The 15,332-nt window shown below is 47.4% G+C and carries 14 protein-coding genes; 9 read left to right on the top strand and 5 right to left on the bottom strand.

The window, feature by feature from the left end:
- Positions 1-68: 68 nt before the first annotated feature.
- The 7 genes from EIM92_RS20050 (at position 69) to EIM92_RS20020 (ending at position 8,076) form a co-directional block, all read left to right on the top strand.
- Positions 69-962: a carbohydrate ABC transporter permease gene (locus EIM92_RS20050; protein WP_125084345.1), complete on the top strand. Its 894-nt coding sequence runs from the start codon at positions 69-71 to the stop codon at positions 960-962.
- Between the two features lie 2 nt (positions 963-964).
- Entirely contained in the window at positions 965-1,801 is an 837-nt protein-coding gene (locus EIM92_RS20045) for a carbohydrate ABC transporter permease (protein WP_125084344.1), read from the top strand.
- A 73-nt stretch (positions 1,802-1,874) separates the two neighbouring features.
- Positions 1,875-4,604: a GH36-type glycosyl hydrolase domain-containing protein gene (locus EIM92_RS20040; protein ID WP_125084343.1), complete on the top strand. Its 2,730-nt coding sequence runs from the start codon at positions 1,875-1,877 to the stop codon at positions 4,602-4,604.
- 149 nt (positions 4,605-4,753) lie between these two features.
- Positions 4,754-5,644 (top strand): hypothetical protein, encoded by an 891-nt coding sequence (locus tag EIM92_RS20035; protein ID WP_125084342.1) that lies wholly within the window; start codon positions 4,754-4,756, stop codon positions 5,642-5,644.
- A 156-nt stretch (positions 5,645-5,800) separates the two neighbouring features.
- Positions 5,801-6,889, top strand: coding sequence for a 3-phosphoserine/phosphohydroxythreonine transaminase (serC, locus tag EIM92_RS20030; RefSeq protein WP_125084341.1), 1,089 nt, complete (start codon positions 5,801-5,803; stop codon positions 6,887-6,889).
- A 169-nt stretch (positions 6,890-7,058) separates the two neighbouring features.
- A complete protein-coding gene (gene trmL / locus EIM92_RS20025) occupies positions 7,059-7,523 on the top strand; it encodes a tRNA (uridine(34)/cytosine(34)/5-carboxymethylaminomethyluridine(34)-2'-O)-methyltransferase TrmL (protein ID WP_125084340.1) in 465 nt (154 codons plus the stop codon).
- Positions 7,524-7,830: 307 nt separating this feature from the next.
- On the top strand, positions 7,831-8,076 hold the full coding sequence (locus EIM92_RS20020; protein ID WP_125084339.1) for an AbrB/MazE/SpoVT family DNA-binding domain-containing protein: 246 nt from the start codon (positions 7,831-7,833) through the stop codon (positions 8,074-8,076).
- On the opposite strand, the gene EIM92_RS20015 is transcribed toward EIM92_RS20020, so the two are convergent.
- The 3 genes from EIM92_RS20015 to EIM92_RS20005 form a co-directional block, all read right to left on the bottom strand.
- Entirely contained in the window at positions 8,069-8,458 is a 390-nt protein-coding gene (locus tag EIM92_RS20015; protein WP_125084338.1) for a TolB-like translocation protein, read from the bottom strand. The two genes, EIM92_RS20020 and EIM92_RS20015, sit on opposite strands and share 8 nt — an antisense overlap.
- A gap of 489 nt (positions 8,459-8,947) precedes the next feature.
- Positions 8,948-10,015 (bottom strand): phosphodiester glycosidase family protein, encoded by a 1,068-nt coding sequence (locus EIM92_RS20010; protein ID WP_125084337.1) that lies wholly within the window; start codon positions 10,013-10,015, stop codon positions 8,948-8,950.
- On the bottom strand, positions 10,015-10,431 hold the full coding sequence (locus EIM92_RS20005) for a hypothetical protein (RefSeq protein WP_342772879.1): 417 nt from the start codon (positions 10,429-10,431) through the stop codon (positions 10,015-10,017). Before EIM92_RS20005 ends, EIM92_RS20010 begins: the two co-directional genes overlap by 1 nt.
- A 149-nt stretch (positions 10,432-10,580) precedes the next feature.
- On the opposite strand from EIM92_RS20005, the gene EIM92_RS20000 reads away from it, so the two are divergent.
- A complete protein-coding gene (locus EIM92_RS20000; protein ID WP_164515162.1) occupies positions 10,581-11,849 on the top strand; it encodes an aminotransferase-like domain-containing protein in 1,269 nt (422 codons plus the stop codon).
- Here EIM92_RS20000 and EIM92_RS19995 read toward each other — a convergent pair.
- Entirely contained in the window at positions 11,846-12,274 is a 429-nt protein-coding gene (locus EIM92_RS19995) for a hypothetical protein (protein ID WP_125084334.1), read from the bottom strand. The genes EIM92_RS20000 and EIM92_RS19995 overlap by 4 nt on opposite strands.
- Complete coding sequence (locus EIM92_RS19990; RefSeq protein WP_125084333.1) at positions 12,213-12,959, bottom strand: DUF2161 domain-containing phosphodiesterase; 747 nt, start codon at positions 12,957-12,959, stop codon at positions 12,213-12,215. Before EIM92_RS19990 ends, EIM92_RS19995 begins: the two co-directional genes overlap by 62 nt.
- 406 nt (positions 12,960-13,365) lie before the next feature.
- Here EIM92_RS19990 and EIM92_RS19985 point away from each other — a divergent pair, with 406 nt between their 5' ends.
- Complete coding sequence (locus EIM92_RS19985; RefSeq protein WP_125084332.1) at positions 13,366-15,261, top strand: PrkA family serine protein kinase; 1,896 nt, start codon at positions 13,366-13,368, stop codon at positions 15,259-15,261.
- Positions 15,262-15,332 lie beyond the last annotated feature (71 nt).

Below are 15,332 nucleotides of genomic sequence, written 5' to 3'. Positions count from 1 at the left end.
GTACTGTCTCGGGGTCTGAATACTCAGGCCCCGACCATTTATCGATTCGGACCCGCGAGGTGAGAAAGATGTATCCATTTGGAAAAGGAATGGCTCGCTACCTACCCCTTTTACTTCTATTAATACCAATGGCTTTATACTTAGTTTTTTATTTTGGACCTTCTGTCATGACGGTTATTTACTCTTTTACAGATGTAAAAAATATTCCCGGCAGTACAATGAAGTTTGTCGGGCTTGAAAATTACTACGATCTATTTTACTCCGGAAACTCGGGGGAACGCTGGCGTTCCATTACGAATACACTTATTTTTATGTTTGTTGTAACGATTGTTCAGAACGGGGTTGGACTGTTCGTAGCAGTTCTGCTGAATCAGCGGCTGCGCGGCGATTATTTCTATCGTGCGGTATTCTTCCTGCCGGTAGTACTCGGTGTCGCTGTAGTTGCCCTCATCTGGGGCATGATGTTTGACCCGATGAGTGGTCCGGTAAATATGCTGTATGATTGGCTGTTCGGTTATAAGGACATGTTCTTTGCCAGCTTTACGCATGCTTTTGGCTACATTATATTTGTGCAAATTTGGATGTACATGGGTTACTCCATGCTGATTTTTCTCGCTGGCTTGCAATCGGTTCCTAAAGATTTGTATGAAGCCGGCTATATTGACGGAACTAACAAATGGCAGTCCTTCCGCCATATTACGTTCCCACTGATCGCTCCATCCTTTACCGTAAATATGCTGTTATCGATTATCGGAGCGATGTCGACCTTCGATATTATTCTAGCAACTACAGATGGTCGCTTTAATACGAGAACGATGGCCTATGACGTCTATAAGGAGACATTCCGCGGCAGCCTCGAAATGGGACTACCTTCGGCGCTATCGGTCGTTCAGTTCCTGATCATTCTAGTTTTTGTAGTCGTAGCTGTTCGGCAAACGCGTAAGAGAGAGGTGGAATATTAATTATGAAAAGTTCCAAATCATTTACTATTCTATCCTACGCTGTTGTTGCTGTAATGCTCGTTTTGTATGTAGTGCCGCTAATTTTGGTGCTTAATGTTTCTTTGAAGTCGTACCCTGAGTATTTGATCAATCCAATTGGCTTCGTCAAAGAAATTCAGTGGAGCAACTATGTTACAGCTTGGACGGAAGGGAATTTCGCCAATTACTTCATTAACAGTCTTATTTATACTTCTGTCGCTACAGTACTGACAATTATCGTTTCGGTTATGGGGGCGTTCCCGGTTGCACGGAAATACGTAAAGTGGAGCGGGTTCATCTATATGTTCTTCCTGTTGTCGCAATTTCTTCCTAACCCGATGGTTGCGCAGTACAAATTGATGCTGAGCTTCAAGGAATCCTTTGGTTTCTTCGGATACGATACGAAGCTGGGGTATATCGTTCTAAAAACAACGGGAACCGGTGTCGTATTTATGTTGTTCGTCGGTTATATCAAGTCGATTAGCCGTGAGCTGGATGAAGCCGCAGGCATGGATGGTTCAGGCTACGTCCGTTACTTGTTCCAAATGATAACTCCGCTTATGAAACCGGTTATCGCAACAGGTGTTATTTTGACCGCGATTGGCATCTGGAACGACTTTGTTGGTCCGATAATGTATCTGCCGAGTCAGGCGAATTACCCAATTACATTCGGGCTTAAGGAATTTAAAGGACAATACGGCAACAATTGGCCGTTACTGGCTTGCGGAATTACAATCGTTGCAGCTCCGCTGATTGTATTGTACACATTTATCCAGAAATATCTTGTGGACGGAGCTCTCGCAGGTGCCGTCAAATCGTAGCTTGATGAATCCCGCACCTGCAGTATATGGAGCGGGATTTGTTTTAAATGTAAACAGGAGAGGGAGAAAAGATATGACAAAGTCCGGTTGGCAGTTTCAAGGAGATCAGGGCGTATTCAAACTAAAGCATCCAGAAAAAAACAGTTATTTGTATTTTCCTTTAGTTAATGAAGCAGGAATGATGTCCGCGATTACTCCGAATCTTCATGGCGGCATTACATCGGGGCATAACACATTTCTAATGGAGCCGGTGTCCGTGGAGGATCTGCATAATTCCAAAGCATCGCGGAATTTCTGGCTTCATATTGAAGGTTACGGTGCATGGTCTGTTAGCGGAAATTCAGCGAAGCAGAACGCAGCTCAATTTGTAGCTGATGACGAGTATACCGAGATGGAAGCCGGATTTCTATGGCATAAGCTTACCCGTCAAAATGCGGAGCTTGGTATAAAAGCGGAAACGACTAGCTTTGTTCCTGTTAAGAATGACAAGGTCGAGCTTATGAAGGTAAAAATAACAAACACGGGCAATGCGTCGCTTGCTCTAACGCCAACAGCGGCTATTCCTTTATACGGCCGCTCAGCAGACGACCTTCGGGATCATCGTCATGTTACTTCATTGCTGCACCGGATCTTTGTTGCTGACTATGGCATGGAGGTTCAACCTGCGCTATCCTTCGACGAACGGGGACATCGGATAAATAAGGTCACTTACAGCGTTCTTGGTGCTGAGGGCAGCGGTACAGCACCTGTCGGTATGTTCCCGATCAGTGAGGAGTTTGTTGGGGAAGGCGGAGCGCTGGATTGGCCTGAGGCGGTCGTTCGTAACCTGGAGCCGCTGGCAACGGCAGGAGCCGAGCTCGAAGGCTATGAAGCGATCGGTGCGCTTCGGTTTGCATCCGTACAATTATTACCCGGGCAATCGGTAAGCTATGTTGTGGCTATGGTTATTTCGGATGACCGGATTGTTCCGGCGAAATATGCGGCTGAATATTTATCCGAAGCACAATTCGATGCTTTGCTGCAAGAGAATGAGGCGTACTGGCGAGAAAAGCTGGATACGATTAAATTTAAGTCCGGTGATGCGGAGCAGGATTTATGGATGAAATGGGTTACGCTTCAGCCAATATTACGGCGTCTGTACGGCAACTCATTCCTGCCTTATCATGACTACGGCCGCGGCGGACGAGGCTGGCGAGATCTGTGGCAAGACTGTTTGGCGCTAATGGTAATGGAGCCAAATGAAGTGAGAAATCTGCTGGTGAACAACTATGCTGGTGTTCGCATCGATGGCAGTAATGCAACGATTATCGGATCGAAGCCGGGCGAGTTCATTGCTGACCGGAATAATATTCCGAGAGTATGGATGGATCACGGTGCTTGGCCCCTTCTGACAACAATGCTATATGTACATCAAAGCGGCGACTGGGAGATTCTGCTTCAGCCACAAACGTATTTCAGAGACATCTTCGTAAAGCGTTGCGCAGAACGGGATTTAAGCTGGAGTGCGGATAATGGAAATAAGCTGACCACTCAAGATGGAAAAGTGTACGAGGGTACTATTTTGGAGCATATTTTGCTGCAAAATATCGTTCCATTCTTCCATGTTGGCGAGCATAACAATATTAAGCTGGAGGGCGCCGATTGGAACGACGGGCTTGACCTGGCACCAAACCGCGGCGAAAGCGTAGCATTTACGGCCTTTTACGCCAGCAACTTGCTGGAGTTGGCAGAGCTCTTAACTTACCTGAAGCAAAATGCAGGTATTGAGACGATTGAACTGGCAGAGGAGATGGCGATTCTGCTAGACTCGCTTTCAGAGTCGGTGGATTACGAGAGTATTGAAGCCAAGCTGGCTCTATTGAATCAATATTATGACGCTGTTACGCCGGTTGTTAGCGGGAAGAAGCTCAAGTTGGATATCGAAAAAGTAGCGAATGATTTAAGAACCAAAGCGGAGTGGGCTATGGCTCATTTGCGCAAAAACGAATGGATTTCCAATAAAGAAGGCTATGAATGGTTCAACGGTTATTATAACGACGATGCCGAGCGGGTTGAAGGCGATTTCCCTCAGGGCGTGCGCATGACGCTCACTGGTCAAGTGTTCAGCATTATGGGGGGTGTCGCTACCGATGAGCAGGTCGGTAAAATATCGAAGGCTGTAGATCGGTATCTGAAGGACGAGAAGATTGGCTATCGCTTGAATTCGAACTTTGGGGGCATTCAGCAAAATCTGGGCCGTGCCTTTGGATTTGCCTTCGGTCATAAAGAGAACGGTGCAATGTTTAGCCATATGACAGTCATGTATGCTAATGCACTCTATAAACGTGGTTTTGTCAAGGAAGGTTACGAGGTGATGGACTCTATTTATCGCCTCTCTACAGATTTTGAGCTGAGCCGGATGTATCCTGGTGTGCCAGAATACATTAATGAAAAGGGACGGGGAATGTATACGTTCTTGACGGGCTCGGCAAGTTGGCTGCTGCTGACTGAGTTGACAGAAGTTTATGGGGTGAAGGGAAGCTACGGTCATCTGCATCTCGAGCCTAAACTTGTTAAAGCTCAATTTGACAGCGAAGGAAAGGCCTCCGTTGAGACATTATTCGCTGATCGGATGCTGCATATCGTCTATCGGAATACTGAACTTCTCGATTATGGCCAATATCGCATCAGTTCGATCACTATAAACGATCAGCCTGTATCATTTGAAGCTGTTGGCATTGGCGGACTCCTGCACCGATCTGTATTGGATGTACTCCCTAAAGAGGGCACCCAGCGTATTGAAGTTGTATTGGAACAAAAGTGAATGGGGCTAGAGGGCGTATCCGTCCTTAAGCACTTAAACTGTATGGAAAACCCTGTTGCTCGCAAGTATTGAGCCGGGGTTTTCTTCCTTAAGGAGTTCATCGCGGGCGAGATGATCAATTTATTATTAGGATACAAGAGGGGTTAAATATGGGATTTCAACTAAGCAATGAGCACTTGGTCATAGATATAGCCAGTATTGGGGATTATAAGGGTACACGCTTTGACTGGAGCGGTTTTATTACGGGGGTAACGCTGCGGGAAGGTAACCATTCCTTTTGTGTTCCAGAGAGCCTTAAGGAGGGGGAGGGAACAGGCGGCATGGGGTTGTGCAACGAATTCTCATTAAGAGAAGCCATTGGATATGAGGATGTCCCAGTTGGAGGCCTTTTTCCCAAGCTTGGTGTGGGACTTCTTACCCGAATAGATCAAGAACCTTACCAATTTTATCGAGCTTATCCGCTTCAGTCCTATCGCATTGAAGTTGGGCAGGAGAACGCACAGCATATTCATTTTATAGTACATCCGAAAGATTGTGCTGGCTATGCCGCTCGACTTGAAAAATCTATCTGTATTGAAGGAAACCAGCTGCGGATTGCTTATCAATTAACGAATACGGGGACACGCGTCATTCGGACGGAGGAGTACAATCATAACTTCTTTGGGATCGACCGCCACCAGATTGGGCCTGAGTATGCATTAAGGTTTCCTTTTGATATTAAACCCTGGAGCGATGAGCCGGAAACACTGGATGGGGTTGTGATTAAAGGAGGAGAGGTTACGTGGGCAGGAACCCCGGATACCCCTTTTTATTTTCACATTGAGGGGTTTCAGAATCGTTCGTTCTCTTGGCTTTGGGAATTGGAGCATCGGCCTAGCGGCGTCGGCGTTAGAGAAATCAGCACTTTCCCGGTCTCTTCTGCTGCGGTATGGGGCATCGGTCATGTCGTCTCCCCGGAAATGTTTATTCAGATCGAGCTGGCGCCGGGAGAGCGGAAAAAATGGACAAGGGTATATGAATTTTTTTGTTCAAAGCGATAAAAAACTTTGTTGAGATGAAGCGTTAATGTGTCATTTCTGCAAACTATCAAATCTAATGAAATATCTTCTTGCTGGAAAAAAGAATAGTTGCTATGATAAACCTTATCAAAACTTCGAAAGCCTATGTAACAAGTGAAAAGAGAGGACGGGGGAGAAATGAGTAAGAGAGCTTATAACTTTAATGCAGGGCCTGCAGCACTTCCGTTGGAAGTATTGGAACGGGCTCAGGCGGAATTTGTCGATTACCGTGGTACAGGAATGTCAATCATGGAGATGTCGCACCGTGGGGCCGTTTATGAGGAGACTCATAATGAAGCGGCTAGCCGTTTATTAAATTTGTTGGGTAATCCAGAAGGATACAAGGTGTTGTTCCTGCAAGGTGGCGCTTCTACACAGTTTTCCATGATTCCGATGAACTTCCTGACAGAGGGCAAATCGGCCGGTTATGTGATGACAGGAAGCTGGGCAAATAAGGCAGTTAAGGAAGCAAAGCTGATTGGGGATGTTTTCGAAGCTGCATCTTCTAAAGAGAGCAAGTTCATGAGCTTGCCTGATCTAAGCAGCTTGAGTTTGCCGGACAATACAGCGTATCTGCATGTTACTTCCAATGAAACCATAGAAGGAACACAGTTTAAGAGTTTCCCCAATACGGGTAGTGTTCCGCTGATTGCGGATATGTCGAGTGACATTCTGTCCCGTCCGTTTGATTTGAATCAATTCGGAATGGTGTATGCCGGGGCGCAGAAAAACTTGGGGCCTTCCGGCGTAACCGTCGTGATTGCTCGTGAGGAGCTGCTTCAGGATTCACCGAAGCACTTGCCTACGATGCTGCGTTATGATACTCATGCGGGCAACAACTCCCTTTATAACACACCGCCATCCTTCTCAATCTATATGGTAAATCAAGTACTGAAATGGATTGAAGAACAGGGATCACTAGCAGGCATCGAGAAGAAGAACCGGGAGAAAGCGGCACTTCTCTATAATATGATTGATAACAGCGGCGGGTTTTATCGTGGTTGTGCGGATCAAGATAGCCGTTCATTGATGAATGTGACTTTCCGCTTAGGCTCCGAAGAACTGGAGAAGCAGTTTGTGAAGGAATCCGAGAAAGAAGGCTTTGTGGGCTTGAAAGGACATCGCAGCGTCGGTGGTCTGCGCGCTTCGATCTACAATGCTGTTCCTTATGACAGCATTAAGGCACTGGTTGATTTCATGGCAGAGTTCCAGAAGTCGAATGGATAAGAAGTCGAGTATGAGCATGGTCAGCGCGTTTTCTCGCTGACATAAAGTAAGCCTCTCGCCTGAAGGATGGCGGGAGGTTTTTGTTTTGGGGAAAGTGCTTTAGCTGTTATAATGGACAAGTAAAACAGATAACAAGAAATTCAAACTGAAATTAGTGAGGACCTGTAGTATGACTTTGCATATTGTACTTGTAGAGCCGGAAATACCAGCGAACACAGGCAACATTGCGCGTACTTGCGCAGCGACGGGCATTCACCTGCATTTGGTGCGTCCGCTCGGCTTCCGTACGGATGACGCTACATTGAAAAGGGCTGGACTTGATTACTGGTATGCAGTGCATATCGAATATCATGATTCCTTTCAAGAGGTTATAGAGAAATACAGCAGCAGCCGTTTTTTCTTCGCTACGACCAAGGCGCAAAAAAAATACACGGATTACGAATACCGGGACGGTGATTTCTTCGTATTCGGCAAAGAAACCAAGGGACTTCCCGATGATATTCTGCAAGCACACCCGGAACAATTAATCCGCATGCCGATGACGGACAAAGTACGCTCTTTGAATTTATCCAATTCAGCAGCTATTATCGTGTTTGAGGCGCTGCGGCAGTTAGATTTTCCGGGAATGCAATAATTTAGAGGAGCTTAAATCCGCGGGAGAATATGGCAAGCCAGTAACCATTGGTAATATGTATGAATCGGTGGAAGAGCGGGTTATCGCTCAAAATGTGATAATTTGCGACAATATAGTCATAGCAGCGGGGGCTGTTATGACTAAAAACGTCTCAAATGGTGCTGTTGTAGGATGAAATCCTGCAAAAATATTAAAATATGTCGAATAAAAGCAGGAATTCTAGGAATAAGAGCGAAATATATAAAGAGGGAAGTATCATTTTCGTCTAATTGTGTACATACCATTTTTAGGAGAGGTGTAAGTAAATATGAAACCTGCTGGTGTGGTTCGTAAAGTGGATCAGCTGGGAAGAATTGTCTTGCCCAAATCATTGCGTAAAAGATATCAAATGAACGAGGGAGATCCTGTCGAAATTTTAGTGCAGGGCGATCACATCATTCTAGAGCGTTACCGTCCAAAGTGCGTATTCTGCGGCTCGATGGAGGGCGTAAGTGATTTCAAGGAACGCTGCATTTGTAACCAATGCCTCGTAGAAATGAACCGCCTCACATAAGTTGCATAAGAGTTAGCGAAATAAGCATCTGCAGTCTGCAGATGCTTATTTTTAGTACGCCCGCATGTACGGTGAAAGGCAATATATCCATGATCATTTGTCTGTTTTTCTCGTTGAGTTTCAAAACTTCTTTGATTGAATCTTGCCTATAGCGGTACAGTACTTCTTCTTCGGAGGCAGCCCACCTTGAAATGAAATCCAAACCCAGGCCGTCTTTATGCCAAACAACCGCAGGTATCGATTCATAATCTTCATCAGATACAACTCGCAGCTCCCCGTTTCCTGTGTTAAAAATGGCTAAAAAACTTGACCCCAGATCGCCAAAGGCGCAAGCAAGCTGTTTGCCGTCAGGAGACCAATTATAACTATTGATCGTCAACATGAACAGCTAAAAAATCAATATTTGATAAAGACTTAACCCTAATCGGTTTTCTATCCAAAGATATGGTGTAGCTACCATAGCTACTGTTAATTTGCATCTTACTAATTACTGTATCGGATTCGTAGACTTGTTCTCCCTTCTCCTCGATTATTCTTCGATATGATGAACAAGCTCCCCGTAAGGGAAGCTTGTTCATTTGGATATTAGATCAAAGAGGACGGCGCCGTTCAACCTGACTTTTTGTAAGAATGAGGAAGAATTCTTACAAACCTTTTGTTTTATCGTTATTATACGATGAGGTTAAAATCCCGCAAAGATATAGAGCAAACACCAAAGTTACGATCCAAAACGTTAACGAAAAAGAAAACAAAGGTGAACACCTCCACATTTAACTGCCTCTTATTATACCCGCCTCTGTTAAAAAAATAAATGCTTATATGATATATTTCATTGACAATGCGCTTGTTTCACGTTAACGGCATAGCTTTGTTATTTAAAGAACAGAAAATGGGTCGGCACGGGACGAAGCTCGCCATCGGAAGGATTGTTGATTACTTTTCCGTTAAATACAAGGGAAGAAGAACCACCGCCGTCCAAATTATATGCGTTGACAACACCCATGTTAAAGAGTTTGTCCTGCAATTCTTGCAGCGTTGCGCCGGAATTGCCATTTTCATCGTATCCGTCAATGACGAGAACAATTAATTGGTCATCCTTATAGTTGCCGATGACGGTTCGCGGTGCGCGCAGCGGGGACGTTTGCCATTTTAAAGGAATGGTCGTTTTTTGTCCGTTTTTGAGCAGGATAGGCACAAAAGATGCCCCAAAGGAGGGCTCCAGCTTGTCCAGCTCTTCTTGGCTATGGAACTTACCCCCGATGAGCTTGCCGTTCTTGTTCATTCCGACGAAGAACAAGTCTTTGTAGGAAGCTTCAAATCCGTTCAAATATTTACCATTCATCATTGTTGTGCTTAATGGATAACGTTTGCCCTTGGCATCGGCAAAGCCGCCGGCATTAATTCCCGCAACAGCTCCGTATCTGGATGCCGCTTGCTTGGTCGTCTCCGAGACACCGAGCTTATCGCCGCCGAGCGTCATTTTCATCGCATCCGGGGATTTTAGCTTCACTTTCATGGCATAGCCTTTGTAATTGCCAGGGTTCACTTTGTACAGCTCAATAATAATCCTATCACTCTTTATAGTTTCTTTAGGCGTGCCTAATTTGGCTGTTATTCGTCTGTTGTATATGCTTTCGGGCTTAGATGCCGTATTCTTGGCTGCTTGAACGATGGTCGCCATCGTACCTGTTGTTCTGTGATAGAGCTCAGCCGTCTGCTGAATGGAGGAGACTGTATATTGGGCTGTCTCTTCAGCTTGCTGCAAGCCCGCAGAGATAGCTTCGAAGGTTTGATCTATGGCGAGCGGATCTGAGGTAATTTGCCCCGGTTCGCTCACCCAGCCGATTTTAGGTCCACTTAAGGCCAACGCGATCAGAAGACCAAACAGCGGAGCGGTTGCAAGCAGGAAAAACCGATTGATTCCTTTGATATTGTTCATTATTTCAATAATTCCATTTGCTTCTGCAGTTTGGCCAACTGGTTCTTCACATCGTTCAGTTGGGAATACAATTTGTTACTGTTATCGGTTTTATCGCTTGCATTGTCTTTGGTAAAGGATAGCAGTTCGTTAAATGTTTCTACCTTGTTGTTCAATTGTTCTACTTGCTCAGATAATGCTGCCAGTTGGGCTGTATAATCGGTTTTCATGATTTCTGTCTGTCTTTGTATGCGGGCATCAAGCTGCTCCAGCATCGATTTTTTTAAATAGTTGCTATACCAGTATGCGGTGGTGATCCCTGCGCCAATGAGCAAAAACCAAATAAGCAAAACGATTTTTACGGAAGACCTTCGCGTTCTCCTGCTGCGTTGGGGTTCGGAAGTGGTCATAGGCTCCGTAGAATAAGACACAATCATCACCTCGACTTGTTAGTTCAAGATTACATTCTATCACGTGCACTTTTTAATGGCAAAAACGATAGATTCGTATAAATGTTGCCTGTTGAATGGGAAATTTGTCCTCCTATACAATAGCTGCAATGAATAATCGCATGGAGGCGGATACATTGGAGCGTTGGTTGGATTTAGCGCAAAGGAAGCAACTGTTGCCTTTAGGACAGAAATTCAATAAATTGAGCGATGCGGCGGAAATGATTTCACTGGCTCTTTGTGGGGGCGACGGCGGTGAAGGGGTTGAGGGCTTGAGCGCGGCGCTGCGTCAGGCGCGATCTAAACTGGAGATTCCCGGGACTTTAAATGAATATGAACCGCAGGGATCCCGAGCCTTGCGGAATTGGCTTTCCACAGCATATATGAAAGAAGAGGGCAGCAGGGTCGATCCAATGGAGCTGTTATTAACAGGTGGCAGTGCCGAAGCGATCGATTTTATCCTTCGCTGGAGAATCAGAACGGGCGGTACAGTACTCCTGGAGACACCGGCATCGCCCGAGGTGCTGGAATTGATCCGTCAGCAGGGGGGGCGGGCAGTTCTGATCCCCTGCGACAAGGATGGAATGAGGATAGATTCGTTGGAGCAGCAAATTGCAAAGAATCAGCCGGTGTTAGTGTATATTACACCCAGTTATTCCAATCCTTCCGGCCGGGTATGGAGTGAGCAAAGGAAGAGAGCGCTGCTTCAGTTGGGATCAGGGTATTCATTGCTTATTGTGGAAGACGATTCTGCTGGTGTGATTCCGTTTAGAACTTACAGCAATAGGAGAGAGGGTCATCTAACCTTGTACCAGCTTCAGCAGGAGGGGGGCGCGCTTTATGCGGGTGCTGACGTCCTTGGAATTGGTTCTTTTCAAGCTACGGCGTTTCCGTCCTTGCCTGTTGCCTGGATCCGTGGAAGTAAGCGTGTCATTGAAGCTTTAACAAAGGTTCGATTGGCTTTGGCAGGGCGCGGTAAGGCGTCTGTTCAAGAGAAGGCGGCTTATGAAAAGCGCCTTTATGCTCTGCTTAGCGCGCCGGAGTTCTCTTGGCCGGCGCATGCTGAACGGCTTGAGGCGGAGTATGCCGCCCGCCGCACGGCCATGCTGGAGCTGCTTCGGGAGCAGGCTCCGTGGCAGGGCACCAGCTATGAAGAGCCCCAGGGAGGGCTCTTCTTGTGGCTGCGCCTGCCGCCGGGGCTGTGCTCCGAAGCGCTGCTTCGTGCGGCGCTGCCCAAGGGCGCCGCATTCATGCCCGGCGCGCGGTGCTACGCCGCCGGGGGCGCAGAGCCGGATGGGGATGCCATCCGGCTCACGTTTGCCGCGCACCGTGCGGCGCGGCTACGGCAGGGCTTGGCGCGGATCGCGGAGGCGATCGCGGAGTTCACGGCGCGCGGCGCGGGCTAGAAGCGCGGGCCGATGGTGCAGCCTGCGATGGCTGTGCTGGGGCGAGTTCGCGTTTGGAAGTGGTTAGGGAGATGAGGCGTTTTGTTCGGAGCACCAGGAGCAAAGAGAGCGTGATGCTGTGAGGCTGTGTGATTCGCTCGCCGCCCCATGTGTTGCTGCTCTTGCACAGTCAGCTTCGCCATCGCACTGCTAGCTTCGCATCGCCACAGCCAGCTCCGCCATCGCCCCGCGAGCTTCGCATCGCCACAGCCAGCTCCGCCATCGCACTGCGAGCTTCGCATCGCCACACCCAGCACTGCTCCGCACCGCCAGCTTCGCATCGCCACACCCAGCACTGCTCCGCATCGCCAGCTTCGCTGCGCCTCACTCCGCCGGCCGCTCGTTCGCGGCTGCGGCCGTACGCCAGCTCTCGATAACGCTGGCATACTGGCGCAGCGCTTTTGCGCCGGCTGGTGTCAAAGCGTAGCGTCCGCGCGCTACTCGATCGAACCAGCCGTAGTAATTGCGCTGCAAAATAGCGGCAGCCGTGCCGACGCCGCTGATATCGCGCACCTCGCGCGGCGCCATTATGCCGCCAGCCTGAAGCGTGCTGGCGACGCGCAGAGCTCGCTCGCGATAAGCGGTGACCAGCTTCGTCCCATGGCTGCCCCCAACATTATAATCCCCGCTCCGTTCATGGAACTCATTCAGCAGCCGTGCTGCGCGTGTTTTAATAACTTTCGGCGCGGGAACAATGATTTTATCACCCGGCGAGCACAAAACCTCTACAAACGGACTTTTCGTTTTGTAGTGGGTAACTGTAATCAAACCAAGTCCAAGCTTGCGGCACAGTAGCGTAATTTCGCTCCATCTCTGGTTGTGTGCCCCTTTTTTTGTACGATTGCGCTCTACCGCCAAATATACTTCTCCGCTAAGCTTCTGTCTTTCCAGACCTTGAAGCAGCAAGGAAAGATTGAACGTCTTTTTCATCTCCACGATCAGCGGATCTTCTTGTTCCGGATGAATCCCGACGAGATCGCAGTGGCGAACCTCCCCCCGGATGACATAACCCCGCGCCTCAAAATATGCCTTAAGCGGGGCGTATAATTCGGTCTCATGCTGAACGGCCATGATATCCGATCTTCCTTTCTGCAAATGGTGCTAGTAATCCAAATCATCCAACAATGAATAAGACAGGCCTTCAAAAATTATATCATAATCCTGCATTTCCGCCGGAAGGAAATAAAGTGTGCACCTCAATAATTCATACTACTCCGATCTGTATAATTTTTGGCGCTGAAAATGGTCAACTTCTTCCTTCAAGTCGCATAGTTATGTAATACACTTTTCTAAAAAATATAAATGCAACGTTTCACGATTGTGCTTTATTTACACAAGAAAAACATGGAAACGCGGTTTGTCTACAGCGTAAACGCGACGATAGAATTTTTTTCACATGGAGGTTCCATTCAGTTCAGCAAGGATCACCGATCGGGGATGCGCTTTACCCCTAGCGGAAGTACAGGAGGTACCGAACATGGATATTTTCAAGCGTATTGCAGCTTACCGTGCAGAAAGCGATTCTTTAGCGTGGAGCGGCACTTTTAAAGATTATATCGAGCTGTTGTCCAAGGATCCTTCGCCTGCCATGACCGCCCATGCCAGGGTATATGAAATGATTGAGTCATATGGAGTCGAGGAAGTGAATGGGCGTAAGAGGTATAAATTTTTTGAACAGGAGATTTTCGGCCTGGATCAGGCAATTGAAAAGTTAGTAGAGGAATATTTCCATTCGGCGGCGCGGCGGCTTGACGTTCGTAAACGAATTCTGCTGCTGATGGGGCCGGTTAGCGGAGGGAAATCCACACTGGTTACTCTTTTAAAAAGAGGATTGGAAAAATTCTCACGAACGGACAAGGGAGCCGTTTATGCAATTTCTGGATGTCCCATGCATGAAGATCCGCTGCACCTTGTACCGCATGAGCTCCGCCCGGAGGTAGAGCAGACACTGAACGTCCGGATTGAAGGGAATTTGTGCCCTGTCTGCCAGATGAAGCTGAGGACGGATTACGACGGAGATATCGAACGGGTCGCTGTGGAGAGGGTGCTGCTATCCGAAGATAACCGGGTCGGCATAGGTACCTTCAGTCCTTCCGATCCGAAATCGCAGGATATTGCCGATCTGACGGGAAGCATTGATTTCTCCACGATAACTGAGTATGGCTCCGAATCCGATCCCAGGGCTTATCGTTTTGACGGGGAGCTCAACAAGGCTAATCGCGGCTTGATGGAGTTTCAGGAAATGTTGAAGTGCGATGAGAAGTTTCTGTGGAATTTGCTATCGCTCACCCAGGAGGGGAACTTCAAGGCCGGACGGTTTGCGTTAATTTCTGCTGACGAAATGATTATCGCGCATACGAATGAATCGGAATACAAGGCGTTTATCGCCAACAAAAAAAATGAAGCACTCCAATCGCGAATGATCGTGATGCCGATCCCCTACAATCTCAAAGTATCGCAAGAGGAGAAGATCTACGCGAAGCTCATTGGTCAGAGTGATATGAAGCATGTGCACATCGCTCCTCATGCGCTTCGTTCAGCGGCTATTTTCTCGGTATTGACCCGGCTTAAGGAAACGAAGAAACAAGGCTTGGACCTCGTGAAGAAAATGCGGCTCTATGACGGAGAGGAAGTTGAAGGATATAAGGATGCTGACTTGAAAGAGCTGCAGAATGAGTATTTGGAGGAGGGCATGTCTGGTGTTGATCCGCGATATGTCATCAATCGAATTTCTAGCGCGTTGATCAAACAGGATTTGCATTGCATGGGGGCGCTCGACATACTTCGGGCGATTAAGGACGGTCTGGATCAGCATGCCTCGATTACTAAAGAGGAGCGCGAGCGCTACCTTAATTTCATCAGCATTGCCCGTAAAGAATACGATGAGCTCGCTAAGAATGAAGTGCAGAAGGCGTTCGTGTATTCTTTTGAGGAGTCGGCAAAAACGCTGTTTGAGAACTATCTTGATAACATTGAAGCGTTCTGCAACTGGAGTAAAATTCACGACCCGCTGACTGATGAAGAACTCGATCCCGATGAGCGGCTGATGCGTTCGATTGAGGAGCAGATCGGTGTCTCCGAAAATGCAAAAAAAGCGTTTCGCGAGGAAATATTGATTCGTATTTCCGCATACTCGCGCAAAGGGCGGAAATTTGAATATAATCACCATGACAGGCTGCGGGAGGCGATAGAGAAAAAGTTGTTTGCCGACCTGAAGGATATTGTCAAGATCACGACATCGACGAAAACGCCGGATGAAAGTCAACTCAAGCGGATTAACGAGGTTAGTAAACGACTGATCGACGAACACGGTTATTGCCCGGTTTGTGCAAATGAATTATTAAGGTATGTCGGCAGCCTGCTAAACCGTTAATCCCACTTTCACAAGCAACATATAGGGATTTAATTCTAAACCCCTCCCTCTATATTGATTTGAATAACCGT

This window comes from Paenibacillus lentus, assembly GCF_003931855.1.
In the GTDB taxonomy this organism is placed as follows: Bacteria; Bacillota; Bacilli; order Paenibacillales; family Paenibacillaceae; genus Fontibacillus; species Fontibacillus lentus.
Note: the sequence above shows the minus strand (reverse complement) of the source record. Positions and strands in the feature narration are given on the sequence as shown.